The 24,391-nt window shown below is 70.5% G+C and carries 22 protein-coding genes and 1 riboswitch; of the genes, 12 read left to right on the top strand and 10 right to left on the bottom strand.

Translation table 11 applies throughout. The features are described 5' to 3' along the window. Positions 1–12: 12 nt before the first annotated feature. The 3 genes from H9I38_RS06660 to H9I38_RS06650 form a co-directional block, all read right to left on the bottom strand. The gene (locus tag H9I38_RS06660) at positions 13–711 is read right to left on the bottom strand and encodes a potassium channel family protein (RefSeq protein WP_226337986.1); all 699 of its coding nucleotides are present in this window, start codon (positions 709–711) and stop codon (positions 13–15) included. Beyond that, positions 704–2,197 carry a TrkH family potassium uptake protein gene (locus tag H9I38_RS06655; protein WP_226337985.1) on the bottom strand — a complete coding sequence of 498 codons (1,494 nt, stop codon included), beginning with the start codon at positions 2,195–2,197 and terminating at the stop codon, positions 704–706. The genes H9I38_RS06660 and H9I38_RS06655 overlap by 8 nt, the downstream gene beginning before the upstream one ends. Positions 2,198–2,287: 90 nt before the next feature. After that, entirely contained in the window at positions 2,288–2,551 is a 264-nt protein-coding gene (locus tag H9I38_RS06650; RefSeq protein ID WP_226337984.1) for a DUF4235 domain-containing protein, read from the bottom strand. A 142-nt stretch (positions 2,552–2,693) separates the two neighbouring features. After that, positions 2,694–2,812: riboswitch (TPP riboswitch) on the top strand. 40 nt (positions 2,813–2,852) lie between these two features. Between H9I38_RS06650 and H9I38_RS06645 the strand changes: the two genes are divergently transcribed. From H9I38_RS06645 to H9I38_RS06635, 3 genes are read left to right on the top strand one after another with little or no spacing between them, the layout of a single operon-like run. After that, complete coding sequence (locus H9I38_RS06645; protein WP_226337983.1) at positions 2,853–3,545, top strand: ECF transporter S component; 693 nt, start codon at positions 2,853–2,855, stop codon at positions 3,543–3,545. Further along, entirely contained in the window at positions 3,538–5,112 is a 1,575-nt protein-coding gene (locus tag H9I38_RS06640) for an ABC transporter ATP-binding protein (RefSeq protein ID WP_226337982.1), read from the top strand. Before H9I38_RS06645 ends, H9I38_RS06640 begins: the two co-directional genes overlap by 8 nt. Beyond that, positions 5,109–5,897, top strand: a complete 789-nt coding sequence (locus tag H9I38_RS06635) for an energy-coupling factor transporter transmembrane component T family protein (RefSeq protein WP_226337981.1) — start codon at positions 5,109–5,111, stop codon at positions 5,895–5,897. The genes H9I38_RS06640 and H9I38_RS06635 overlap by 4 nt, the downstream gene beginning before the upstream one ends. A gap of 76 nt (positions 5,898–5,973) precedes the next feature. Here H9I38_RS06635 and cls read toward each other — a convergent pair whose 3' ends face one another. Continuing rightward, a complete protein-coding gene (cls, locus tag H9I38_RS06630; protein WP_226337980.1) occupies positions 5,974–7,452 on the bottom strand; it encodes a cardiolipin synthase in 1,479 nt (492 codons plus the stop codon). Between the two features lie 135 nt (positions 7,453–7,587). Between cls and H9I38_RS06625 the strand changes: the two genes are divergently transcribed. The 4 genes from H9I38_RS06625 to H9I38_RS06610 all read left to right on the top strand — a co-directional run bounded on the left by H9I38_RS06625 (position 7,588) and on the right by H9I38_RS06610 (position 10,537). Then, positions 7,588–8,526, top strand: a complete 939-nt coding sequence (locus H9I38_RS06625; RefSeq protein WP_226337979.1) for an aminodeoxychorismate lyase — start codon at positions 7,588–7,590, stop codon at positions 8,524–8,526. A gap of 168 nt (positions 8,527–8,694) precedes the next feature. After that, positions 8,695–9,555: a cation diffusion facilitator family transporter gene (locus H9I38_RS06620; RefSeq protein ID WP_226337978.1), complete on the top strand. Its 861-nt coding sequence runs from the start codon at positions 8,695–8,697 to the stop codon at positions 9,553–9,555. Positions 9,556–10,052: 497 nt separating this feature from the next. Further along, on the top strand, positions 10,053–10,301 hold the full coding sequence (locus H9I38_RS06615; protein ID WP_226337977.1) for a ribbon-helix-helix domain-containing protein: 249 nt from the start codon (positions 10,053–10,055) through the stop codon (positions 10,299–10,301). Then, a complete protein-coding gene (locus H9I38_RS06610; RefSeq protein WP_226337976.1) occupies positions 10,298–10,537 on the top strand; it encodes a toxin in 240 nt (79 codons plus the stop codon). The genes H9I38_RS06615 and H9I38_RS06610 overlap by 4 nt, the downstream gene beginning before the upstream one ends. A 40-nt stretch (positions 10,538–10,577) precedes the next feature. On the opposite strand, the gene H9I38_RS06605 is transcribed toward H9I38_RS06610, so the two are convergent. The 5 genes from H9I38_RS06605 to H9I38_RS06585 all read right to left on the bottom strand — a co-directional run bounded on the left by H9I38_RS06605 (position 10,578) and on the right by H9I38_RS06585 (position 15,281). Then, positions 10,578–12,659 carry a chorismate-binding protein gene (locus H9I38_RS06605; protein ID WP_226337975.1) on the bottom strand — a complete coding sequence of 694 codons (2,082 nt, stop codon included), beginning with the start codon at positions 12,657–12,659 and terminating at the stop codon, positions 10,578–10,580. Positions 12,660–12,662: 3 nt separating this feature from the next. Next, the gene (locus tag H9I38_RS06600; protein ID WP_226337974.1) at positions 12,663–13,202 is read right to left on the bottom strand and encodes a low molecular weight phosphotyrosine protein phosphatase; all 540 of its coding nucleotides are present in this window, start codon (positions 13,200–13,202) and stop codon (positions 12,663–12,665) included. Positions 13,203–13,280: 78 nt separating this feature from the next. Further along, entirely contained in the window at positions 13,281–13,907 is a 627-nt protein-coding gene (locus H9I38_RS06595) for a LysE family transporter (RefSeq protein ID WP_226337973.1), read from the bottom strand. A gap of 81 nt (positions 13,908–13,988) precedes the next feature. Then, the gene (locus tag H9I38_RS06590) at positions 13,989–14,174 is read right to left on the bottom strand and encodes a hypothetical protein (protein WP_226337972.1); all 186 of its coding nucleotides are present in this window, start codon (positions 14,172–14,174) and stop codon (positions 13,989–13,991) included. 90 nt (positions 14,175–14,264) lie between these two features. Continuing rightward, positions 14,265–15,281, bottom strand: coding sequence for a trypsin-like serine peptidase (locus tag H9I38_RS06585; protein ID WP_226337971.1), 1,017 nt, complete (start codon positions 15,279–15,281; stop codon positions 14,265–14,267). Between the two features lie 373 nt (positions 15,282–15,654). Between H9I38_RS06585 and dnaK the strand changes: the two genes are divergently transcribed. The 4 genes from dnaK (at position 15,655) to H9I38_RS06565 (ending at position 19,867) form a co-directional block, all read left to right on the top strand. Further along, on the top strand, positions 15,655–17,520 hold the full coding sequence (gene dnaK / locus H9I38_RS06580; protein WP_226337970.1) for a molecular chaperone DnaK: 1,866 nt from the start codon (positions 15,655–15,657) through the stop codon (positions 17,518–17,520). 9 nt (positions 17,521–17,529) lie between these two features. After that, the gene (locus H9I38_RS06575) at positions 17,530–18,189 is read left to right on the top strand and encodes a nucleotide exchange factor GrpE (protein ID WP_226337969.1); all 660 of its coding nucleotides are present in this window, start codon (positions 17,530–17,532) and stop codon (positions 18,187–18,189) included. 122 nt (positions 18,190–18,311) lie between these two features. Further along, positions 18,312–19,370: a DnaJ C-terminal domain-containing protein gene (locus H9I38_RS06570; RefSeq protein ID WP_226337968.1), complete on the top strand. Its 1,059-nt coding sequence runs from the start codon at positions 18,312–18,314 to the stop codon at positions 19,368–19,370. 77 nt (positions 19,371–19,447) lie between these two features. Further along, a complete protein-coding gene (locus H9I38_RS06565; RefSeq protein WP_226337967.1) occupies positions 19,448–19,867 on the top strand; it encodes a heat shock protein transcriptional repressor HspR in 420 nt (139 codons plus the stop codon). A gap of 460 nt (positions 19,868–20,327) precedes the next feature. Here H9I38_RS06565 and H9I38_RS06560 read toward each other — a convergent pair whose 3' ends face one another. Continuing rightward, positions 20,328–21,959, bottom strand: a complete 1,632-nt coding sequence (locus H9I38_RS06560; RefSeq protein WP_319002207.1) for an AMP-binding protein — start codon at positions 21,957–21,959, stop codon at positions 20,328–20,330. 191 nt (positions 21,960–22,150) lie between these two features. Between H9I38_RS06560 and H9I38_RS06555 the strand changes: the two genes are divergently transcribed. Further along, positions 22,151–24,322 carry a neutral/alkaline non-lysosomal ceramidase N-terminal domain-containing protein gene (locus H9I38_RS06555; RefSeq protein ID WP_226337966.1) on the top strand — a complete coding sequence of 724 codons (2,172 nt, stop codon included), beginning with the start codon at positions 22,151–22,153 and terminating at the stop codon, positions 24,320–24,322. Positions 24,323–24,391: the final 69 nt, after the last annotated feature.

Here is a 24,391-nt window from a genome sequence, read left to right as displayed (position 1 = left end):
CGCTGAGCCCGGTCAGCCCTCCCCGGCGAACCGCTCCGCGGCCTTCGTGGGGCCGGTGATGATGAGGACGTCGTCGTCGTGGAAGACCGTTGAGTCCGTGGGGTACTCCCACTCGCCGCCGTCGCGCTGGAAGGCGGCCACCCGGACGCCGTGAGGGTCGTCAGAGCAGATCTCGGAGAAGGAGCGGCCTGCCATCGCCCTGTGGGGGCGGGTCTTGATGACCGAGTAGCCGTCCGCGATCTCGATGTAGTCCAGCATGTCCCCGCGAACCATGTGCGCCACGCGGCGCCCCATGGCCTGTTCCGGGTGGATGACGTTGCGGATCCCGAGCTGGTCCAGGATGGTCCCGTGGGCGTCCGAGACGGCCTTGGCCCAGATCCGCGTCACCCCGAACTTCACGAGCATCGAGGTGATGAGGATCGAGGACTCGATGTCGGTGCCCACGCAGACCACGACCCGGGAGAAGTCGTTGATGCCGAGCTCCCGCATGGACTCCTCGTTCGTGGCGTCCGCCCGGACCACGTGGGTCACGAGTCCGTTGAACTGCTGGACGATCTCGCCGTTCTCCTCGACCGCGAGGACCTCGGCGCCCGCCGCCATGAGCTCGAGCGCGAGCGCCTGGCCGAACCGGCCGAGGCCGATGACCGCCACCGAGTCGTCCTTGTCGATGTGCTTCGGGCTGGTTCCGCCGAAGAGCTTGAAGTCAGCCAATGATCGGCCTTTCCGTGGGGAGCTCGTACTGGACTGGGCGCACGCGCAGCGCGAGCGCCGTCGCGAACGTGATGGGGCCGAGGCGCCCGATGAACATGAGGGCCATGAGGACGGCCTTCGCCGCGGCCGGGAGCGAGGCGGTGATGCCCGTGCTCAGCCCCGCCGTCGCGAACGCCGAGACCACCTCGAAGAAGAGGCGGTCCGTGCTCTCGGAGGAGAGGAGCATGAGGAGGGCGGTTGAGCCGACCACGAGCGCCACCGAGAGCAGCGCCACCGTGATGGCCTGCCGGTGGACGCTGAGGGCCAGCCTCTTGCCGAAGATGTTGACGTCCTGCGTGCCCCTGATCTCCGAGACGATGATGAAGAACAGCACCGTGAACGTGGTGATCTTGATGCCGCCGCCCGTGCCGGCCGGTCCGGCGCCGATGAACATGAGAACGTCCATCGCCATCCAGGTCACCGGGTGGAGCGAGCCGATGTCCACGCTGCTGAAGCCCGCGGTGCGCGTCTGCACGGCCTGGAAGAAGCCGTTGAGCACACGGTCGGCCGGCGGCATCGTCCCCAGCGTCTTCGGGTTCCCCCACTCGAGCGCGGTGACGACGACGGTGCCGGCGGCGAGCAGCACGACCGTGCCCACGAGCACGAGCCGCGTGTTCATGGACCACAGCCTCTGGTTCCCCCGATGCCGCACGAGCTGCATGATGACGGGGAAGCCGAGGCCGCCGATGACGATGGAGACGCTGATCGGGACGAGGATGAAGGGGTCTCCCGCGAAGCCCGAGAGGTTGTCGGAGAAGAGCGCGAAGCCCGCGTTGTTGAAGGACGAGACGGCGTGGAAGCCGCCGAGCTCGAGAGCACGGCCGAGCGAGATGTGGTCGTGCAGCCAGAACCGCAGGGCCAGGGCCACGGCCACGAGGGCCTCGACCGTGAGGCTGACGGCGATGACGCTGATGACGGCCTGGCGCACGTGGGCGAAGTCCTGGCTGCCGTGCTCGGCCGCCGCGGAAATGCGGTCCTTGAGCGAGACTCGGTGCATGACGAAGAAGCCGAGGAGCGAGGCGAACGTCATGACCCCGAGCCCTCCGAGCTGGATGAGCACGAGGATGACGATCTGGCCGAACGGCGTCCAGTAAGTCGCCGTGTCCACCGTGGACAGGCCTGTCACGCAGAGGGCGGAGACGGCGGTGAACGCGGCGTCGAGCAGGTCCGCCCCGCCCGGCGCCCGCGAGGCGGCGGGGAGCATGAGGAGGCCGGTGCCCGCCGCGAGGGCGGCGAGGAAGCCGAGGAACATGGGCCGCGTGGGGGAGAGCAGGCGCGGGCGGCGGTGCGGCTGCCCGGCGTCAGACTGCTGGGCGTCCCGCAGGTGCCGCCGCGCGGAGGTGCGCTGGGAGAGCTGGCGCTGGGCCACCCGCTCGCTCTGGACGGGGTCTGGGCCGCGGCGCGCGGGCCCGCGCGGGGGACGCTGAGGCCGGGGAGCCTGATGCATGGCTCCGAGTATAACGAGGCGGATTCCGCCTCAGACGCGAGCGGCCGCCGTCCCCGACGAGGACGGCGGCCGCAGCGCGAGGGGAGAGTCTTAGGAGACTTCCTTCTGGGACTTGTTGAAGGTGCGGATGGCCTTGGCCTCGCCGCGGCGCACGAGCTGCGTGAAGACGGCGGTGACCGCCGCGGACACGACGGCGAAGGTGACGGCCTGCACGAAGGACTGCTCCGCGTCCTGGCCCTTCTTCGGCGCACGGTTGCCCGTGGTCTTCTCCCAGATGACGTTGACGAGCTTCGTGCTGGCGAAGCCGGCGCCGATGCTGGCGCCGGTGCCGATGAGCTTGATGATCGTTTCCACGCTGACTCCTTGCGGTGTTGGGGATGATCGCGCCCTCGGACGGGCCCGATTGCTCTACGGCCAGCATAGCGGGGACTCTGGGGCCGATGGGCCGGTCTGCGGTAGGCTGTTCAGCTGTGCGCCGCGAGTGCGGGGCACGGCAAGACAACGACAGGGGAGCGCCGGCCGCAAGGCCTGAGAACAGGGCGCTGAGAGTGCGAAAGCAGACCCTCGAACCTGATCCGGTTAGGACCGGCGGCAGGGAGTCGAGTTTCTCGCCGGCTGAGGCCGGCCCCCTTCCATGACCGTGGAAGGACCCACCGTGAACACTGCTCACACCACCGACACCTCCGTCCGCGAGGACCGCCCGGGCGCAGAAGGTCCGCAGGAGCGCCGGGAAGCCGGTCGCGCCCCGGAGCGCCCGCGCCGGCGCATGGCCTGGCGGACCGTGGACATCGTCATCGCGGCCCTCGTGGCCGTGTTCGGCGGCGTGCTCTTCTGGGCGTGGAACGCGCTCTACGGCGTCATCAGCGCCGGCTTCGCCGCCTACCCGCCGGCGGGCGGCCTCGTCATCGGGGCGTGGCTCATCCCGGGCGTCCTCGGGGCGCTCATCGTCCGCCGCCCGGGTGCCGCGATCTTCTGCGAGGTGCTCGCGGCCGTCGGCGAGGCGCTGGTCGGCTCGGTCTGGGGCATCGCCGTCCTCATCTCGGGCATCCTGCAGGGCATCGGGGCCGAGATCGGGATCGCCCTCTTCGGGTACCGCCGTTTCGGGGTGTCCGTCGCGATCATCTCGGGGGCCCTCTCGGGCGTCTTCGGCACGGTGAACGACGCGTTCATCTCCGGCTCCTACGCCGAGTGGGTCATCGGCTGGAAGCTCGTCTACGTCCTCTGCGGCGCGGTCTCCGGCGCGCTGCTGGCCGGCCTCGTCTCGTGGCTGCTCACGCGCGCCGTCGCCGCCACGGGCGCCCTCTCCGGCCTCTCCTCCCGGAACGCCCACCGCGAGCCCGTTGCCTAGCGGACGCGCGGACTCCGGCCCGGGCGCGGCGGTCCCCGCGGCCGCCGTCGAGCTCGAGGACTACGCCGTACTCCACGAGGGCGCGGCGGCGCCCTCGCTCGGCCCAGTCACCCTGCGGATCGAGCCGGGGGAGCGCGTGCTGCTCCTCGGCCCCTCGGGATCGGGGAAGTCCACGCTGCTCGCCTCGCTCGCGGGGGTGCTCACCTCCCCGGAGGCCGACGACGGCGTCCACGAGTCCGGCAGCGTCCGCCTGGACGGCCTGCATCCCGCCGAGGCGAAGGGCCGCGCCGGCCTCATGCAGCAGGATCCGGAGGCGCAGGTCATCATGGCCACGGTGGGGCGGGACGTGGCGTTCGGCCCGGAGAACCTCGCCGTGCCGCGGGAGGAGATCGCGCGCCGCGTGACGGCGGCTCTCGACGCGGTGGGGCTCGGCAGGCTCAGCCCCGAGCGCCCCACGGGACAGCTGTCCGGGGGACAGAAGCAGCGCGTGGGCCTCGCCGGCCTGCTCGCGATGGAGCCGGGCCTCATCCTCCTCGACGAGCCGACGGCGAACCTCGACCCGGCGGGCGCCGCCGAAGTCGTGGCCGCCGTGGACGAGTCGTGCCGGCGGACGGGGGCGGGCCTCGTCGTCGTCGAGCACCGGCTCGAGGCGTGGGCGGCCGTGTGCGAGCGTTGCGTGGTCCTGGCGCCCGGCGGCGGCGTGCTCGCGGACGGGCCCGTGGAGGAGGTCCTCGCAGAGGAGTCGCCGCTGCGTCCGCGGCTGCGCGAGGCCGGAGTGTGGCTTCCGGGGGAGACGCCGCGGGTCCGGGTCGGGCCGCCGGAATCGTCCCCGGCCGAGCCATCCGGCCCTCGTGCGGCCGCGCCCTTGCTCGAAGCGCGCGGCCTCGCGGTGACGCGGGACCCCAAGCGGCGGTGGACGCTGCGGAGGACGGACCGTGCACCGCGGCGCGCCGTGCAGAGCGGCGTGGACCTCGAGGTGCGGCCCGGCGAGGCGCTGGCCGTCATGGGGCCGAACGGCGCGGGCAAGACGACGCTCGCCCTCACGCTCGCCGGGCTCCTGGACCCCCTGGAGGGGGAGGTGACCGCAGGACCTGAGCTCGCGGCAGGCCTCCGGGAGCTCAGTCCCCACGCGTGGCGGGCCCCTCAGCTCATCCGGCGCATCGGCACCGTCTTCCAGAACCCCGAGCACCAGTTCGTCACCTCGAGCGTCCGCGAGGAGCTCGAGCATGGGCCCCGGCTCGCGGGCCTTGACGAGGACGAGGTAGGCCGGCGAACGGACGCGCTCCTCGCCTCTCTCGGGCTCGCCGACCGCGCGGACCAGCAGCCGTTCACCCTCTCCGGCGGCCAGAAGCGCCGCCTCTCCGTGGCCTCTGCGCTCGCGGCGGCCCCGGACGTGCTCGTCATCGACGAGCCGACCTTCGGCCAGGACGCCCTCACGTGGGGCGAGCTCGCGAGCCTCGTCAACGAGCTGCTTCTGGACGGCCGGGCCGTGGTCGCCGTGACCCACGACGAGGAGTTCGCCGAGGCCGTCAACGCCCGGATCGTGCGGATGGAGGTGCAGCCGTGAGCGCCGTCGCCGGCCGCCTCGCGCCGATCGAGCGCCTCAACCCCGTGACACGCGTGCTCGGGCTCATCCTGCTCGCCCTGCCGCCCACCCTCAGCATCGACCGCCTCACGAGCGGGGCGGTGCTCGCGCTCACGGTGCTCGTCCTCGCGCCGCTGGCCCGGGTCAGCCTGGCCGCGCTCGCCGTCCGCGCCTGGCCCGTGCTCGTGGGAGCGCTGGGGGCCACGTGGGCGGTGGCCGTGGGCTCCCACGACTCCGGGCGGCTGCTGCTCGACGCCGGGTGGCTGACCGTCTCGGAGGGCTCACTCGGCACGGCGGTCTCCATGCTGCTGCGCTCGTTCGCGCTGGCGCTCCCCGCGGTGATCGTCATGGCGACGACGGACTCCTCCGAGCTGGGCGACGGCCTCGCGCAGATCCTTCGGATGCCCCAGCGGTTTGTGCTGGGCGCGGTGGCGGCGATGCGCGTCGTCGGCCTCATGATCGAGGACATGCAGACCCTGCGCCTGGCCCGCCGGGCCCGAGGGGTGGGCTCCTTCGGCAGCCCGTGGGCCCGGCTCAGGGCGAACGCGGGGCTGACATTCGCGCTGCTCGTCCAGGTGGTCCGCCGCGGCTCCCGCATGGCGACGACGATGGACGCCCGCGGGTTCTCCGCGTCCGCACGGACGTGGGCCCGGCCTTCTCGGCTCGCGGGCCGAGACTGGGCCGCGCTCGGCTTCTGCGCCGTGTTCTCGGCGGCTGTGTGGACGGCGGCGAGCCTGACGGGCCTGCTCGACATCGTCTGGGCCTGACGGGCACGGGGTCTGACGGGCATTGGGGCTGAGGGGTTCGGGCCCGCGCGGCCCGAGTCAGTCAGGCCTGAGCCGGTCAGGCCAGACCGGACGCGAGGCGGCAGACGTTGTCCCAGTAGCGTCCGAGCCGCGGGCGCTGCTTCCACTCCTCGAGGTCCAAAGGCTTCGAGATGTCTCGGTAGCTGTCCTGGACCTCGCGGACGCGCTGGACGATGTCCCCGCCCATCATGAACACGATGCACTCGTTGTTGAGGGTGAAGGAGCGCTGGTCCATGTTCGAGGAGCCGAGGACCGCGACGTCGTCGTCCACGGTGATGTGCTTGGCGTGGAGGACGTACGGCGCGGGGTAGAGGTTGATGCGGACGCCGGCCTCGAGGATGGCCTCGTAGTAGGAGCGCTGGGCGTGGTCCACCATGAACTGGTCGCCCTTCTCCGAGACGAAGAGCTCCACGTCCACGCCTCGCTGCGCCGCCGTGGTCAGCGCGCTGAGGAGCGAGTCGTCCGGCACGAAATAGGGGCTGACGAGCGTGACCCGCTCCGTCGCGTTGTAGAGGAGCGAGTTGAAGAACTTGAGGTTGTTCTCGTTCGCGTAGCCGGGGCCCGAGGGGATGACCTGGCAGGTGACGTCGCCCGGGGTGTCCATCTCGCTGCTCAGCGTGACGTTCTCGGCCAGGGACTCGCCGGTCTCCGAGTACCAGTCCGTGGCGAAGACCATCATGAGCTCGGGGACGTTGGGGCCCTCGAAGCGGGCGAACAGCTCCACCCACTTGCGGCCGATCTTGTGGTTCGCCTTCTTCCGGTACTCGCGCTCGACCATGTTGAGACTGCCGGAGAACGCCACCCGCTGGTCGATGACGAGGATCTTGCGGTGGTTGCGCAGGTCAGGCCGCCGCCACTCGTTGCGGAACGGGTTGATGGGAAGCATGCGGCGGAAGTCGATCCCGCTCTGGACGAGGAACTTCTTGGTCTTCATGTAGCCGGTCACGCGGCCCGAGCCGATGTGGTCGTAGAGCACGCGGACCTTGACGCCCCGGTCATGGGCGCGCACGAGCGCGTCGAAGAAGGGCTGCGTGGTGGGGTCCACCGAGATGATGTAGAACTCCACGTTCACGGACTCCTGGGCCTTGTCCACCTCGTCCGCCATGGCCTGGATGGCCTCGATGTAGTCCGGCAGGAGGTCCACCTTGTTGCCGTCCGCGATGGGGAAGCCGGAGAGGTTCCGGTTGAGCTCCGCGGTGGTCTTGACCCACTCGGGGTAGTCGAACTGCGTCCAGTGCAGGTCGAAGCCCTGGGAGCGGTCCATGATGAACTTGGTGATCTCCTTCTGCTCCTTCATCCGCTTCTCATTGAGGCGGTTGGTGCCGATGAGGAGGAAGAGAGCCAGTCCGAGGACCGGGATGAAGAAGATCGCGAGCAGCCATGCCATGGCGGAGGCCGGCTTGCGGCGTCCGGGGATGATGCCGACGGCGATGATCCTGATCGCGTAGTCGATGACGATCAGGGTGATCCGGACCCAGTCCGGAAGACCGTCGAACAAAGGCACGAACCACTGCATCCGGCGACTCCTCTCACATGCCGCACGCGCGGCTCCTGTCCATCGTAAGCCCCTTATCCAAGCGGGCGGCGGAGTTATCCACAGTGGCCCGGCTGCCGCCTGAGGGCCTGGGCTTCGCCGGAGTAGGCTGGTCGCATGGCCTCCGCAGACGTGACTCTCGTGTTCCTGGATCCCGAATTCCCGCGTGGCCGCGTGGTGGACGCCGGCGCGCCCCAGCTCTTCGTGACGGACCTCGGACCGGCCCGTGGAGACGGCATCTTCGAGACTCTGCTCGCCGTGGACGGCCAGCCGCGGAAGCTGTCCGCCCACCTCAGCCGCCTGGCCACGAGCGCGGAGGCCATGGACCTCGAGATCCCGGGCCGTGAGGCCTGGGCTGAAGCCGTGGACCATGCGATTGCGGAGCACGGCGAGACCTTCGGCGCGCAGGAGAGGAGCCGCCTGGCAGTGCGCCTCGTGGCCACGCGCGGGAACGAGGCGGTCCATGCGCCGGCCGAGAACGCCAAGGCCGGGCTGCAGCCCACATGCTGGGTCCAGGTCACCCCCTCGAGCCTGCCCTCCAAGGCGGACGCCAAGCCCATCAAGGTGCTTCTGCTGGACCGCGGCTATGACTCGGGCGCCGCCGCCCGTGCGCCGTGGCTGCTGCTCGGGGCCAAGACTCTGTCCTATGCGGTCAACATGGCTGCCCTGCGCCATGCCAAGAAGAACGGTGCGGATGACGTCATCTTCACCACGAGCGACGGCCGCCTCCTGGAGGGGCCCACGTCCACCGTCCTGCTCGCCAGGGTGGCCGAGGACGGGACCAAGACGCTCTACACGCCGGAGCGGAAGACGGGCATCCTTCCGGGCACCACGCAGTCGGCCATCTTCGAGCTGGCGGAGCAGGCTGGATGGAAGCTCGGCTATGGGCCGCTTGAATCGGACGCCCTCTTCACAGCAGACGCCGTCTGGCTGGCGTCCTCCGTGCGCCTTGTGGCGCAGGTGGAGACCGTGGACGGCACGGCCATCGGGCAGGATCCGGAGCTCGCGGCGCGGCTGACCGACGAGCTCTGGGATTTCGCCGAGCGCATCAGCTAGGCGGCGGCTCCGTTCATGGGCACCACGGAACACAAGGGCCACACCCACAGGGCCGGGCACCAGCACGGGGTAGGCCACGCTCACGGGGCAGCCCATCAGCCTGGCGCAGCTCACCAGCAAGGCGCACCCCACCAGCACGGTGCGGGAGCCTCTCGCGGACGCCTCGCCGTGGCCTTCGGGATCACCCTGGCCATCCTGGCCGCAGAGGTGGTCGGAGCGTGGCTGACCGGATCGCTCGCGCTGCTCGTGGACGCGGGCCACATGCTGACGGACGCCGGTGGGCTCCTGCTCGCGCTCGTCGCGGCCACTGTTGCCGCCCGGCCCGCGCAGGGGCGGCGCACCTGGGGGTTCCAGCGTGCCGAGGTCCTCGCCGCCGGAGCCCAGGCCACCGTGCTCGTCGGCGTGGCCGTCTATGCGCTCATCGAAGGCCTCCAGCGCCTCGGCAGCCCTGCGGAGGTCCCTCCTCTGGGCCTGCTCGTGTTCGGCGTGATCGGCCTCGTGGGAAACCTCGTCTCCATGGCGGTGCTCTCCGGCGGCCGGGGCGCCTCCCTCAACATGCGGGCCGCTTTCGCGGAGGTCATGGCGGACGCCCTCGGCTCTGCGGCGGTCATCGCCGGCGCCGTCGTCGTCATGGCCACGGGATGGGCCCAAGCGGACGCGATCGCGGGCATGCTCATCGCGGCGCTCATTCTGCCGCGGGCCATCGCGATTCTGCGGGAGGCCGGGGACGTGCTCCTCGAGGCCGCCCCGCCGGGGCTGGATCTGGACGCGGTGCGGGAGCACATCCTCTCCCGCGGGCACGTCCTTGCGGTGCACGACCTCCACGCCTCCCGCATCAACACCGGCCTGACCGTGCTCACTGCGCATGTGGTGGTGGAGGACTCGTGCTTCCGGGACGGCCACAGCGCCAGCATGCTGCTCGAGCTCCAGCGGTGCGTGGCCGAGCACTTCGAGATCGCCGTGGAGCACTCGACCTTCCAGCTGGAGCCGCCCGGGCACGCGAGCGTCGAGCCGCACTCGCACGCGTAGACATCGTGGGGCCTGGCTGCGGGGCGTGCGAGCCGGGGCAGAGGCACCAATCCGGTGCCTAGAATCCGAAGTGAGCGCGCCGTGCACTCGCGCACCTTCTGAGGAGGCCCCCGTGTCCGTGTCAATGACATTCTCTTGAAGTCCGACCGGCAATGGCGCTGCCGCTGCAAGTTCGGCCTTGAGGACAGATGCGGAGACGGACGCGCGGGCGTCACAGAAGGGCGACGCCATTGAGATGGCCCGCCGAGAGCTGTGAGGGGACCCCCGGAAGAATCAATCCCCGTTGAGCACCCCTACATCTGCGAGGTGATCCAGCGCATCAGTCAACGCCGCCGACAGCACGCTGGCGGGCAGGAAGACCTAACAGTCCGGTGGGGAGAAGGAGAAGAAACGGCGCGCGTCAACGGGGGCGTCTTCGCAACGGCACCAGACGAAGCGACGGATGAGTCTGACGTTGCAGGGTTCCCCTTGCTTCTAAAACGTATTACGATTTGGGCATGGAGAGAATCAACGGGACCCCCGTCACCGACGAGATGATCCAGAAGTGGGCCGAGGAAGCCGAGCACGGCTATGACCCCGAACAGGTGCGCAAGCGCGGCCGCAAACCCCTGGGGACTGGGGGTACGCGGATTGTGCCGGTGCGAATCGATGCGGCCCTGCTTGCCGCAGTAGACGAGCGTGCTGCACGGGAGCACCTGACCCGCTCTGGCGCAATTCGCGCTGCTCTTTACTCCTACACGGCGTGAAGATCAATCACTCGGCGCTCAAGCACGGCCTCAGTGAAGCGGACATCCTCTGCGCCGCCGAGCACCGCGTCTTCGAGAGCGAACCCGATGAGGACATGCCCGCCAAACAGTTCATCCTCGGATTCGATACTCACGGACGAGTTCTCGAATTGGTTGTTCTCACCTTCGACAGCGGCAATCAGCTCGTCATTCATGCGATGAAAGCACGATCCCGCTACCTCGATCTGCTGCGCTGAGAGGCCGTCTGTCTCGCTGCTGCCGCCCCTGCCCGGCCCCTCACGCCTCCGGGAACTCCGCTCCCAGCGCCCGCAACACGCCCCGGGACTTGGCCCGCACCTCGTCCCACTCGGCCGCCGGCTCCGAGTCCACGGTGATCGCCCCGCCGAGTCCCAGCCGCATCCGGCCGCCCGAGACCTCCAGGCTGCGGATGACCACGCTGAGATCCGCGGACCCGTCCCACGCGAGGAAGCCGACGGCCCCCGAATAGGCCCCGCGCCGGCGTCCCTCAAGGCTGTGGAGGATGTCCATCGTGCTGATCTTGGGGCAGCCGGTCATCGAGCCCGGCGGAAACGCCGCCCGCAGCAGCTCGCCGCGCGGCAGCTCCGGCCGCACCCGGGCGGTCACGGTGGAGACCATCTGGAAGACGGTGGCGTACTCCTCGATGTCGCACAGCCGGCTCACGCGCACCGATCCCGTCTCTGCCGCCGCCCCGAGGTCGTTGCGGAGCAGGTCCACGATCATGATGTTCTCGGCCCGGTCCTTCGCGCTGCCCGCGAGCTCGGCCCGCAGCCGCGCGTCCTCTGCTGCGTCCGCGCCGCGGGGCCGGGTCCCCTTGATCGGCTCGGCGGTCGCGACCCCGTCCGCGTCCACAGAGAGGAACCGCTCCGGGCTGCTCGAGACGAGCGAGAACTCCTCCGCAGACCCGCGTCCCATGCGCAGCAGCGCGCCGAACGGCGCCGGCGAGGCCGCGCGCAGCGCCCCGAACAGCTCGAGCGGATCCGGGTGCGCCTCGGCTTCGAGCGCCGTGGTCAGACACACCTCGTACGAGTTCCCCGCGCGGATCTCCCGCTGGGCCGCCTCGATCTTCGCGAGGTAGCCCTCCCTCGGGTCGGCGGCGGTGAACGACGACGACGGCGCCGTCGCGGTGGAGCACCGGGAGGGGGCTGGAGAGGCAACCGAGGGACCCGCGGGCCCAGAGGCGGCGCCTCGCTCGAACCTCTGCCACGCGCCTGTGGCCACGTCGAGCACGAGCAGCCTCGAGGGCCAGAAGAGGCGGGCGTCCCGGTCCGCGGATTCGGGCCGAGGGATGTCCGGCGTTCCGCACTCGGCCCGGAGCTCGTAGCCGAGCTGGGCGATCCACGCGACGTCCAGCGGAGCCGGCGCGGACGAGCGCAAGCCCCCTCCGGCTTCGGCGCCCCCTCTGCCCTGCGGCACGGCCGACGGCCCGCTTCCACCCCACGGCCCGGCCCAGGCCTCCGAGAGCCACGGGAAGAAGTCGCCCGTGCGCCGGCCCCGGACGCCGGCGGCGCTCGCGTGGAGCCGTCCCGGCGCCCCCGGCTCTCGGGCGAAGTCCACGCCGAGCCGGCCGGCCGCCATGACCGTCCGCCGGTTCCGGGGGCCGGGCTCAGCGAGGGAGGAGTCGAGCCACGCCGCGTGCGGCGTGCCCGCGGAGAGCTCCGCGAAGAGCCCGCTCAGCGCCGCCCCGTCTGAAGGGCTGACGGTCCCGGAGCCCGTCTCCCGCCAGGCCTCGCGGAGCACCGGGCCCAGAGGGCCGGACGGGCGCAGGGCTGCGAGCACCGCGGCGAGGTCCGCCGCGGAGGGAGCACCGCCTTCGACCTCGACGTCCGCGGGTCCGGGTGCATCGGGGCTCGCGAGCCAGGCGTCCTCCTCGGCGGCCCAGAGGTCCCAATAGGGGGCGAAGGTATCGCCGTCGCGCTCAAGGGCCCGGGCCTTCCGCGCCTCGGGGTCCAGGCCGATCCACACCGTGAGCGCCTCCGCCCCGGCGGCCGCGGCTGCGCGGACCAGGGGACGGCTCGAGGCGCCCACGCCCTCGAGGAGGACCACGTCCGCCGGCTCCACGGTGCGCGTGTCCGCAGACGGCCGGGAGGTCTCCCAGTCCCAGAGGCGGAAGGACGCGGGGCGGCGCGCGGCCAGGGCGGGCACGATCTCTCCTGCGGTGGTGGCCACGGCCGGCTGCAGGCCGTGCCAGCCGGGGTAGACGTCCTCGAGGTCGGCGCGGACGGCGTGAACGCCGGCACGGCCGAGCTCAGCGAGCAGCGCGGCGGCCAGGGAGGACTTGCCCGAGCCGGAGCGCCCGTCGAGGAGGAGGAAGAGCGGTGGGGGAGGAGCGGCGGCCATCGCCTACTCGACGTTGAGCATGGCGCGCGCGGCCGCGTCCCGGCGGATGTGCTCCACGAGCCCGGGGATGCACGGCCGGATCATCCCGGCGATCTTCTCGAAGTCCTCGGGGCCGCCGTACCAGGGGTCGTAGATGCCCTGCTCCTTCGGAGACGCGTCCGCGAGCTCCGGGTTGAAGGAGCCGATCATGCTGATCTCGGGGGTGTTCTCCTCGTCGTCCGGCAGGTCCTGGGCGAGGTCCTCGAGGAAGTCGAGGTGCTCGACGTCGAGCGCGAGCGCCAGCTGCAGCGCCCCGAGCTGCTCGGCCGTGATGGGGCGGGAGACGTGCGCCTCGACGTCCTCCTGCTCGCCCACCTCGTGGTCCCGGAGCCAGGCGCGGGCGCGGCGGTCCATCGCGTTGCCCTCCTCCCAGTCCGAGACGGCGAAGGACTCCACCTGGACGTGGCTGGCCAGCCCGGCCTCCTCCAGGGCCTCGCGGAGCAGGAACTCGGCGATCGGCGAGCGGCAGATGTTGCCCGTGCAGACGGTGGCGACCTTGTACATCGGCAGTTCTCCTCACGGCGGCGGACCAGGCGGGACGACCCAGTCAGCCTATCGCGGCGGCCCGGCGGCTCCGAGGGCTCAGCGCGCCGGCATGAGGGCCACAAGCGCGGCCATGAGGAGGAAGAGGCACCCGAAGACCAGGTTGAGCCTCCGCAGCCCCCGCGCGGAGTGGGTGAGGCGGTTCATGGCCTTCGCGGCCGTGGCGAAGAACCCCCACATGACGATGATGTCCACGACGAGGATCGTGGCCATGACGATCCCGTACTGCACGGGCAGATTCCGCGAGGGGTCGATGAACTGCGGCACGAACGCCAGGAAGAAGAGGATCGCCTTGGGGTTGGTCATGTTGACGGCGAACCCCCTCAGCAGCAGCTGCCGGGCGGAATGGGGGACGGCGGCGGCGCCGTCGTCGTCGGCCTCCGGCCGCTCGAGAAGGAGGCGGATGCCCAGATAGGCGAGATAGAGAGCCCCGAGGATGCGGATGACGAGCAGGACGCCGGGATGCGAGGCGATGAGGAGCCCCAGCCCGAGGGCCGTGACGAGCAGCTGGAGCGCGAGCGCCGCCTCCTGGCCGAGGACGGTCCAGACGGTGCGCGTCCAGCCCGCCCGGAGAGACGTGGACATGGTGTTCACGGCGCCTGCGCCGGGCGTGAGGGCGATGACGGCGCACGCGCCGAGCAGGGCGAAGAACACGGAGAGGGCCACGGGCGCCATTCTGCCAGGCGCCCGCGGCCCTCTGCGGCCGGGGAAGAAACGGTGCGGGTGCGGGGAAGGCCAGCCGCGGAGTCAGTCCTCCGGGCTGCGAGCCGGGCTGTCCTCCGGCTCGCGCACCAGCTGGGCCGGCTCGGCCCGGCGGATCTCCTCGGCGGAGGGGATCCGCTTCTCGCGCGGGTCGATGCGGTGCTCGACGACGGTCTCGCCGTCCTCGCGCTCCGAGCGCTCAGCGCCCTCATGCGGGCTGTTCCGGCTCATGGCCTCTCCTCTCCCCGGCCGGCTGGCCGGTTCTCGCCTTCTGGAGGGAAGGCTCCCAGACGCGGGCGCCTGGGGCCAGTCCGTCTGGGACTACGCCGTCTGCGCGGTGTTCCAGACGTCCTCCGTGGCCGAGTCCCAGTACGGGCCGTACATCACGTTCTCGCCCGGGTAGCCGTACGAGTTGACGGAGTTCTGGTAGCCGTCCACGTCCGCCCCGAGGAACCACGGGCCGCCCGAGGAGCCGCCCGTCATGTCACACGGGATGCCCTGGGAGCGGCTGGAGCGGTTGATGGTGTCGTCCTTGGCGGAGCCGGTGCAGGACTTGAGCGTCTCGCCGTTGAACGGCGGGGCGGCCGGGTAGCCGAAGGCCTTGTAGACCTGGCCGCGCGGCTCGTTGAACGTCAGGCCGGACTGGCCGACGACGTCCCCGAGGTTCCGTCCGCGCTGCTGGTCGACGACGACGAAGGCCGTGTCGGCGTTCATGTCGTTCGTCTGCGTCCAGGCGCTCGAGGCGTAGAGGCCGCGGGCCACCCACTTGCCGTAGGGGGCGTTGCCGTTCTCGTACGCCGGGACGAACACGAAGTTCGTGGCGAAGCCGCCCTGCTTCAGGTAGTGGACGCAGTGGCCGGCGGTGGAGACGGTGTTGCCGTTCTCGCTGGAGACCGAGTTGGCGGAGCAGACGTAGTTCTTGCCGCCCTGGGTGAAGAACACCTTGCCGATATGGCGGACGGGCGACTCGCTGGCCGCACGGTACGCCGCCTTGGCCTGCTGCTGGGCGGCCGCGTTCGGGGCCTTGCCGGCCACGCGCGAGGTGGGCGCGTCCGGCGCCTTCTGGGCGGAGGTGAGCGGGCCGTACGGGCGGGTCTTGGAGGCCTGCTGGGCGAGGGCCTCGCCGTCCGTGGCGGTCTTCATGCGCTCCGGCGTCCAGTAGGAGGCCGCGCGGGTCTTCTCCTGGGCGCTGACGGCATGGGCCATCGGGACGCTTCCGACGGCGTCCGGGGCCTTGGCGGGTGCGGTGGACGCGTTCGCCGCTGCGCCCGTCAGCGCCGCTGCGCTGAGGGACACGGCGGCGAAGGCGCCGGCGAGAGCGGATGTGGTGTTCTTCATGAGGAATCCCCTGTCTGAACCCGGCATCCGGCGTGAGACTTTCTCCTCGCACCGCCTCCCGTTGACTCCGGAGGCGGCTGGTGCGGCCGGGTGCCGTGTCAAACAGTGTGCGCGAGCACACAGGAATTTGGAAGGGAACCTTCCGAATGGGAGGGATCTCCGCCGAGATCCCGCCGGACTCCGCTGTGGCGAGGCGCAATGGGGCTCCGAGGAGGGGATGTGAGGCGGTCTGGAAAAAAGTTGAGCGACTTCGACTCAAGTCTGCTTGACAAGTGCGCAGGACTGAGTAAAGTTGAGTCCAGAACGCTCAACCCGGGCTGGGATGCAGTTCCGGAGGAGCACATAAGCAATCAGACACTGAAAGGAAGAATCCATGTCACGAGCAGTCGGCATCGATCTCGGAACCACCAACTCCGTTGTCTCGGTCCTGGAGGGCGGCGAGCCCGTCGTCATCGCCAACGCCGAGGGCAACCGCACCACCCCGTCCGTCGTCGCCTTCTCCAAGGGCGGAGACGTGCTGGTGGGTGACATCGCCAAGCGCCAGGCCGTCAACAACATCGACCGCACCTACTCCTCCGTCAAGCGCCACATGGGCACGGACTGGACCACGGAGGTCGATGACAAGAAGTACACGCCGCAGGAGATCTCGGCGCGCACGCTCATGAAGCTGAAGCATGACGCTGAGGCCTACCTCGGCGAGAAGGTCACGGACGCGGTCATCACCGTCCCGGCCTACTTCAACGACTCTGAGCGCCAGGCCACCAAGGAGGCCGGCGAGATCGCGGGCCTCAACGTCTCCCGCATCGTCAACGAGCCCACGGCGGCCGCCCTCGCCTACGGCCTGGACAAGGGCAAGGAGGACGAGCTCATCCTCGTCTTCGACCTCGGCGGCGGCACGTTCGACGTCTCCCTCCTCGAGGTGGGCAAGGACGAGGACGGCTTCTCCACCATCCAGGTCCGCGCCACGGCCGGTGACAACCGCCTTGGCGGCGACGACTGGGACGAGCGGATCGTCGAGTGGCTCCTCGCGCAGGCGAAGGCCAAGGGCGCTGACCTGTCCAAGGACAAGATCGCCCTCCAGCGCCTGAAGGAGGCCGCGGAGCAGGCCAAGAAGGAGCTCTCCTCGGCCACGAGCACCAACATCTCGCTGCAGTACCTCTCCGTCACGGCGGACGGCCCGGTGCACCTGGACGAGCACCTCTCCCGCGCCAAGTTCCAGGAGCTCACCAAGGACCTGCTCGAGCGCACCAAGAAGCCGTTCCACGACGTGATCGAGGAGGCCGGCATCAAGGTCTCGGACATCGCCCACGTCATCCTGGTCGGCGGCTCGACCCGCATGCCGGCGGTCTCCGAGCTCGTCAAGGAGATGACGGGCAAGGAGCCGAGCAAGACGGTGAACCCGGACGAGGTCGTCGCCATGGGCGCGGCCCTGCAGGCTGGCGTCCTCAAGGGCGAGCGCAAGGACGTGCTCCTCATCGACGTCACGCCGCTCTCCCTCGGCATCGAGACCAAGGGCGGCACGATGACCAAGCTCATCGAGCGCAACACGGCCATCCCGACCAAGCGCTCGGAGACCTTCACCACGGCGGAGGACAACCAGCCGTCCGTGCACATCCAGGTCTTCCAGGGCGAGCGCGAGTTCACGCGTGACAACAAGAACCTCGGCATGTTCGAGCTGACGGGCATCGCCCCGGCTCCGCGCGGCGTGCCGCAGATCGAGGTCACGTTCGACATCGACGCGAACGGCATCGTCCACGTCTCCGCGAAGGACAAGGGCACGGGCCAGGAGCAGTCCATGACCATCACGGGCGGCACCTCCCTCTCCAAGGAGGACATCGACCGCATGGTCAAGGACGCCGAGCAGCACGCGTCCGAGGACAAGAAGCGCCGCGAGGCCGCGGACACCCGCAACCAGGCCGAGACGGCCGCGTACTCCACGGAGAAGCTCCTCAAGGACAACGAGGACAAGCTCCCGGAGGACGTCAAGTCCGAGGTCCAGGCGGACGTGGACGCGCTCAAGAAGGAGCTCGAGACCACTGAGGGCAACGACGACGCGGTGAAGTCTGCGTTCGAGAAGCTCCAGCAGTCCTCCATGAAGCTCGGCGAGGCCCTCTACGCCCAGGAGCAGCAGGGCGGCGCCCAGGCTGCCGGCGGCGAGCAGGCCGCGGGCGAGTCGAAGGACGAGGACGTCGTCGACGCCGATGTGGTCGACGAAGACGACGACAACTCCAAGAAGTAAGGGGACGCCATGCCACATCACGGAAACGAAGCCGAACACAACGATCCGGTGAACCCGGACGCCGCTGGCTCGGCGGAGGAGTCCGCGAGCGGCGAGGCGACCGGTCAGAGCGGCCAGGAGGGCGCCGGCCAGGCCGGCGCCCCCGGGCAGGGCCAGGCCCCGGACGGGGACGCGCTCTCCCAGGCCGAGGAGATCATCAACGCGGCAGAGAAGGGCGAGGACGTGAATCCGGACGAGGCTCAGGCGCCGTCGTCGGACGAAGCGGCCGAGCTCCGCAACGACCTCCTGCGGCTCCAGGCCGAGTACGTGAACTACCGCCGCCGCGTTGAGCGGGACCGGGCGGTTGCGGGCGAGAACGCCACGATTGCGGCGATCAGCTCGCTCCTGCCGGTGCTCGACGACATCGAGGCCGCCCGCCAGCACGGCGATCTCGAGGGAGGCCCGTTCGCGGCGATCGCCACGAAGCTCTACAGCGCCCTCAAGGGCCTGGGGCTCGAGGTGATCGACGAGACCGGCGTGCCGTTCGACCCGAACGTCCACGAGACGCTCATGCAGCAGCCGAGCGCCGAGGTTCCCGAGGACCACGTGGCGCAGGTTCTGCGCAACGGCTATCGCAAGGGCGAGCGCGTTCTCCGCGCGGCTCAGGTGATCGTCTCCACCGGCGAGTGATGAGCGCCCGCTGGTGACCGTGTGGCCCGCTCTGCCGCAGTGCAGGCGGGCCACACGTCTAACTGATGACATAGAGAACACAGGAACAAACAGGATTACGAGAGCAGAAAAGGAGAGCGCCCATGGCTAGTCAGGACTGGGTGGAAAAGGATTTCTACGCGATGCTCGGCGTCAGCAAGGACGCCTCCCAAGACGAGATCAAGAAGGCATACCGGAAGCTCGCCCGGAAATACCATCCCGATACGAACGCGAATGACCCGGAAGCCGAGAAGCGCTTCAAGGAGATCTCTGAGGCGAACAGCGTCATCGGAGACCCGGAGGAGCGGAAGCAGTATGACGCGATCCGGGCGATGGGCTCGGGCGCGAGGTTCACCGCAGGCGCCGGAGGCCCCGGCGGCGGAGAGGGCTTCGAGGACGTCTTCTCGAACCTCTTCGGCGGAGGCGGCGGCCGCACCACGTTCCGCACCGGCGGCGCGGGCGGCGGCTTCGGCGGCCAGAACATCAGCTTCGAGGACCTCTTCGGGGCGGCCGGCGCGGGAGCCGGCGGCTCGGGCGGGTTCCCGGGATACGGGACCGGCGGCTACGGCGGCGGCTTCCCGGGCGGCGGATACCCCGGCGGCGGATACGGCGCCCCGGAGAAGGGCGCGGACCGGACCGCGAGCACGACCATCGGCTTCGGCTCCTCCCTCAAGGGCACCCGCATCAGCCTGCGCGAGCCGAGCGGGGAGACCATCGAGGTCCGCATCCCCGCCGGCATCAAGGACGGCCAGAAGGTCCGCGTCAAGGGCAAGGGCCAGCAGGGTCCGGGCGGCGCGGGTGACCTCATGGTCACCGTCCACGTTCGCAAGCACCCGTTCTTCTCGCGCGACGGCGACGACATCCGCGTGACCGTCCCCATCACGGTGGGGGAGGCTGCGCTGGGCGGCAAGGTCCAGGTTCCGACCGTCAGCGGCAAGCCCGTGACACTGCGCGTGGCGCCGGGCACGTCGAGCGGCAAGACCGTGCGCGTCAAGGAGCGCGGCGTCGAGACGAAGAAGGGGACGGGCAACATGTACGTCACCTTCGAGATCGCGGTGCCGGACGAGCTCTCGGAGGAGGCCAAGGCCGCCGTCGAGCAGTTCGCCGAGGCCACGAAGGACCAGAACCCGCGCAAGGACCTGTCCCAGCAGGCCCAGCTCTAGGCCGCGGGACGCGCGCCGCCGCCCGGCAGGCGGCGAGAGCCCCATCACCTCATCTTCAGCATTCAGGAGGACTAGGAATGTTCGAGGAACAGCACGCTCCTGTCTTCGTCATCTCGGTGGCAGCCGAGCTGGCCGACATGCATCCGCAGACGCTTCGGCAGTACGACAGGATGGGGCTCGTCACCCCGAAGCGACAGGGCGGCAAGCAGCGCCGCTACTCCCAGCGGGACGTGGAGCTCCTGCGCGAGGTCCAGCGGCTGTCCAAGGATGGCGTCTCGCTGGCCGGCATCAAGCGGGTCATGGAGCTGGAGCACCAGGTCTCAGCATTGCAGTCCCGCGTGCGGGAGCTCACGCAGGAAGTCGAGCAGGAGCGCATGCTCCGCCGCGACGAGCAGCGAGTGTTCGCGGCCGGCACCCGCGGGGACGTCATCCCGTCTCGCCGCGGAGCCCGCATCCGCTCGAGCCGCGCCGTGGTGCTCTGGCAGCCGGAACAGTAGGTCGGCCTGTCCGGCCTGGCCTGCGCACGCTGGCGGCTCGTTCACACCCGCTTCTGCTCAAAAAGGGCGTCGTTTCCGGGTGTATTCGCTACTTTCAGGGTGCGGTGGCAGAAACGGGTGCAGCAGCGAAAAGAGGTGTGGCGGCGGAAGCCGGTGCGCTGGCAGAAGGGCGGGGCTGAGACGGCGGATGCTTCCTCCGGCGCAGTCAGGTGCCTCCCGGCGCGTGAGGACGGGCCGTGCTCGCGCAGGCAGCCTCCTCCGGCTTGTGCACCCGGATCGTTCGGAATCAGGGCCTGAAACCGAACGATCCGGGTGCACAGGCGGTTTGCGGCGGGCGGGCTTGCTGCAGGCCAGGGACGGAGGGGCTTGCGGCGGGCCGGACCCGGGCGGGCTTGCTGTAGGCCCGGGGCAGGCGGCACCCAGGCGGCCCGGGGCAGGCGGGCCCTGCAGCGGCCCTCCGCTAGGCCTGCTCGGCCTTCCGGAGCACGAACCGCTGCACCTTGCCGCTCGGGGTCTTGGGCAGCTCGGGGACGAAGTGCACGTGCCGCGGATAGGCGTGCGCCGAGTACTGCGTCCGCACGAGCATCTGCAGCTCCCGCACGAGCTCCGGGGTCCCCTCCGCGCCGGGGACGAGCACTGCGAACGCCTCGACGAGCTCGCCGCGCACGCCGGCCGGGTCCGGCCTCCCCACCACGGCCACGTCTGCCACGGACGGGTGGGTGATGAGCACGGACTCCACGTCGAACGGGCCGATCCTGTACCCGGCGCTCAGAATCAGGTCGTCCTCGCGGGCGGTGAAGAAGAAGTCGCCGTCGTCGTCGCGCCGTCCCTCGTCTCCGGTGAGGTACCAGCGGCCGTCGTCGGAGAAGCGCTCGGCGGTCTTCTCCGGCTCGCCGAGGTAGCCCGGGAACCAGAAGAGGGGAGAGGCGGGGACGTCGAGGGCGATGATCCCGTCCCGGATCTCGGCGGCGTAGCCGGCGAGCGGCCGGCCCATCGAGCTCGGCTTGAGGGGCTGCCGCACCGCGGGGTGCCAGTGGTTGCAGATCATCATGCCGAGCTCGGTCTGCCCGTAGTGGTCGCGGACCTCGGTGCCGAGGGCGGTCTCGGCCCACTGGACCACGTCCGCGGTGAGCGGCTCCCCGGCGGAGGAGGCCCGGCGCAGGGCCACCCGGGGCATGCCGGAGGCCTTGCTCATGGCGCGGTACATCGTCGGGGCGCCGGCGAAATTGGTCACCCCGAGCCGCTCGATCACCGCGAACGTGGACGCCGGCGTGAACCCGCCCGCGTAGAGGATGTTCGGGCGGCCGGAGACGAGCGGGGCCACCACGCCGTAGTAGAGCCCGTAGGCCCAGCCCGGGTCCGCGGCGTCCCAGTAGACGTCCTCGGCCGTGACCTCGAGGCTCAGCTCGAGGTAGGCGCGGAACGCGGCCATCGCGAAGAGCGGCACCGGCACGCCCTTCGGCTTGCCCGTGGTGCCGGACGTGTAGAGCTGGAGGAACGGCGCATTCCCGCCCAGGCGGGCGGAGGCCTCGAGCGGTTCCGTCTCCGTCTCCGCGCGGCGGAACTCGGGCCCGACGACGAGCGTCCGCACCCCCTCGATCCCCTCCGTCTTGGGGGCCTGGGACGGCTCCGTGACGATGAGCCGCGCTCCCGAGGCCGAGGTCCGCATCTCGATGGCGCCCGTGGCGAACGCCGTGAACAGCGGGATGTAGACGGCTCCGAGCCGTGCGAGGGCGATGAGCGTCACGGGCAGCTCGGCCCGCTTGGTGAGCAGGACGCCCACGCGGCTGCCCTCGCCGATGCCGTGCTCCCGCGCCAGGTAGGCGGCGAGCCGCCGGGAGCGGTCCTTCAGCTCGCCGTAGGTGAGGGCCGCGGCGTTGAGGTCCGTGTCCACGAGGGTGAAGGCGGTCGCGTCCGGGTCGTGCGCGTCGCAGAGGAACTCGGCTGCGCATGCGTCCTCGCCTCCGTACAGCTCGGCCCAGCGCTCGACGGCGGCCATGACGTCCTCCGGCGAGCTCGAGCCCGTGCCGCCGGACTGAACACCGTTCAATCCGCTCTGGCGGGCGGCGGTCTCGTGCTCGGATTCGCTCATGGGGTGCTCCTCGGGGTCGGAAGCCGCGCGGCACGCTGCGCGCCGACGGGGGTCTGCCTCTCACGCTACTCCCGGGCACCCGAGAAGCCATGCGGGCGTTCCGCGGAGCGGGCGATGTGACTGGCTTCACATCTCAGGTGACGCTTCGGTAGGGTTTCATCGACGCTCACCGGCTCGAAAGGCAGATCCCCATGGCCCGCTCCTCATTCTCCCGCCGCCGCTTCGGCCAGTTCGCCGGGGCTTCGGCCCTCGCCGCCGGAGCCCAGCTCGCCCAGGGCGCACCGGCCCTCGCCTCGCCGAGCCGCGGTCCGGAGGCGCCCGCGACGGCCGGGGGCGCCGGGGACGAGTACCTCATCGGCTGCGGCCTGTACGACATCACGGGCGCCGTCGCCGAGACCGGGTCCTTCGGCTACGCCGCCGGCCAGTCGATGACCGGCCTGCAGGAGAGGCTCTTCGCCCACGCGTTCGTCATCGGCTCGAACGGCGGCAAGGACCGCGTGGTCTTCGTGAGCGTGGACCTCGGCGCCGTCTTCCAGTCGGTGAAGCTGGGCGTCGTCGCCGCCCTCCAGACCAGGTTCGGCGGGCTCTACACGGACGAGAACGTCTGCATCTCCGCCACGCACACCCACAGCGCCAACGCGGGGCAGTCGCACGACACCCTGTACCAGATCGCCGGCGCGGACGCCGCCGGGTACGGCTACGAGGAGCGCAACCTGCAGGCGGCCGTGACCGGGATCGTCGAGGCGATCGCCCTGGCGCACGCCAACCTCGAGCCGGGTCGCATGGAGCTGCAGACCGGCACCCTGTCCGGCGTGACGAAGAACCGCGCGCTGCCCGCGTACCGTGCCAACAAGGACGCCGCGAGCTTCCCCACCACGGTCAACGAGGAGGTGGTCCAGCTCAAGCTGACCGCCGCGGACGGCACGCCCTGGGGACTCATCAACTGGTTCGCCATCCACGGCACGAGCTTCTCCCTCAAGAACACCCTCCTCAGCGGCGACAACAAGGGGTACGCCCAGTACTTCTTCGAGCAGCGCATGGGCGCCCACCCCAAGGACCCCAAGGGCTTCGTGGCGGCGTTCGCCCAGGCCGACGAGGGGGACGTGGTCAGCGTCCAGGGCAACTCCTTCTCCTCGCCGGGGTTCCAGGGCTCGGCGGACGAGTGGATCAACGTGGAGGTGGACGGCCGCGCGCAGCTCGGCAAGGCGGTGGAGCTCTTCAACGCGCCCGGGACCCCTCTCTCCGGTCCGGTGGCGGTCCGCGGCCGCTGGGCGGACTTCGGCAGCTACACGGTCAAGGCACCCTTCACCGGCGGTGCAGGGGACCAGAGGCTGCCTGTGCCGGCCCGCGGCTGGAGCTTCGCCGCCGGCGCCCCGAACGGCCCCTCGAACATCCCCGGCATCGGGTACGGCATGACCAAGGGCTCGTTCTCCGTCATCGACGCCGGCGACTCCCTCGGCAACGCCACCAACGCGGGCAACAAGCCGGCCCCGGCTGCCGAGGGCACACTCGTGCGGCTGGCCTTCTCCGCGGTCGGCAAGCTCGTCGGCGCGGACGACCCGGCCCACGGCGCCAAGGCGATCCTCCTCCCGGACGGCAAGTTCGGCTGGGCGCCCCTCCAGATTCCCGTGCAGGTCATGCGGATCGGCCAGCTCGCCGTCATTGCGGTGCCCGGGGAGGCGACGACGATGTCCGGCCGCCGCATCCGCAAGCAGGTCCTCGACGCCCTCAAGGGGACGGGGGTGACGCACGCCGTCGTCGCCGGCCTCTCCAACCAGTACATGGGGTACATCACGACGCCGGAGGAGTACGGAAAGCAGTACTACGAGGGCGCCTCGACCGAGTTCGGGCCGCACCAGCTCGGCGCGCTGCTCCAGGAGTACGACGCGCTGGCCAAGGGCCTCGCGAGCGGCGCCGCGACGCCGGGCGTCACCCCGCGGGACTCGGGGAAGCGGCCGCCCTCGCGCCCGGGCGTGGTGCTCGACGACAAGCCGGCAGGGCAGACGTTCGGCCAGGTGCTCGAACAGCCGAAGGCCTCCTACCGGCCGGGCGGCATCGCCACGGCGGTGTTCCGCGGCGGACACCCGAAGAACGACTTCCGGACGATGGGCACCTTCCTCAAGGTCCAGAAACAGGAGGGCGGCGCCTGGAAGGACGTCCTCGACGACCACGACTGGGACACGGTCTACCGGTGGGAGCGCGAGGGCGCCTCCTTCTCCCGCTGCACCGTGGAGTGGCGCATCCGGCCCGGCACGCCCGCGGGCACGTACCGACTGGTCCAGACCGGCGACTGGAAGAACGGCTGGAACGGCAAGGTCACGGCGTACACCGGCACCTCGCGGCCGTTCACGGTGGGGGCGTAGGGGGTCTTGCCGCTGCCCCCCTGCGCCTGAAAAGTGGGGTACACTTTACGGGTGTCTCAAACGAATTCG

The sequence above is a fragment of the Arthrobacter sp. UM1 genome (assembly GCF_020483305.1).
Classification (GTDB): Bacteria; Actinomycetota; Actinomycetes; order Actinomycetales; family Micrococcaceae; genus Falsarthrobacter.
The sequence above is the reverse complement of the archived record's forward strand: the minus strand, read 5'-3'. Positions and strand labels throughout refer to the sequence as shown.

Excerpts from the sequence above, each read along its gene's own strand:
- H9I38_RS06655 (WP_226337985.1), bottom strand. The coding sequence starts at position 2,197 with ATGCATCAGGCTCCCCGGCCTCAGCGTCCCCCGCGCGGGCCCGCGCGC.
- cls (WP_226337980.1), bottom strand. The coding sequence starts at position 7,452 with ATGCAGTGGTTCGTGCCTTTGTTCGACGGTCTTCCGGACTGGGTCCGG.
- H9I38_RS06625 (WP_226337979.1), top strand. The coding sequence starts at position 7,588 with ATGGCCTCCGCAGACGTGACTCTCGTGTTCCTGGATCCCGAATTCCCG.
- H9I38_RS06615 (WP_226337977.1), top strand. The coding sequence starts at position 10,053 with ATGGAGAGAATCAACGGGACCCCCGTCACCGACGAGATGATCCAGAAG.
- H9I38_RS06605 (WP_226337975.1), bottom strand. The coding sequence starts at position 12,659 with ATGGCCGCCGCTCCTCCCCCACCGCTCTTCCTCCTCCTCGACGGGCGC.
- H9I38_RS06600 (WP_226337974.1), bottom strand. The coding sequence starts at position 13,202 with ATGTACAAGGTCGCCACCGTCTGCACGGGCAACATCTGCCGCTCGCCG.
- H9I38_RS06590 (WP_226337972.1), bottom strand. The coding sequence starts at position 14,174 with ATGAGCCGGAACAGCCCGCATGAGGGCGCTGAGCGCTCGGAGCGCGAG.
- H9I38_RS06585 (WP_226337971.1), bottom strand. The coding sequence starts at position 15,281 with ATGAAGAACACCACATCCGCTCTCGCCGGCGCCTTCGCCGCCGTGTCC.
- dnaK (WP_226337970.1), top strand. The coding sequence starts at position 15,655 with ATGTCACGAGCAGTCGGCATCGATCTCGGAACCACCAACTCCGTTGTC.
- H9I38_RS06575 (WP_226337969.1), top strand. The coding sequence starts at position 17,530 with ATGCCACATCACGGAAACGAAGCCGAACACAACGATCCGGTGAACCCG.
- H9I38_RS06570 (WP_226337968.1), top strand. The coding sequence starts at position 18,312 with ATGGCTAGTCAGGACTGGGTGGAAAAGGATTTCTACGCGATGCTCGGC.
- H9I38_RS06565 (WP_226337967.1), top strand. The coding sequence starts at position 19,448 with ATGTTCGAGGAACAGCACGCTCCTGTCTTCGTCATCTCGGTGGCAGCC.
- H9I38_RS06560 (WP_319002207.1), bottom strand. The coding sequence starts at position 21,959 with ATGAGCGAATCCGAGCACGAGACCGCCGCCCGCCAGAGCGGATTGAAC.
- H9I38_RS06555 (WP_226337966.1), top strand. The coding sequence starts at position 22,151 with ATGGCCCGCTCCTCATTCTCCCGCCGCCGCTTCGGCCAGTTCGCCGGG.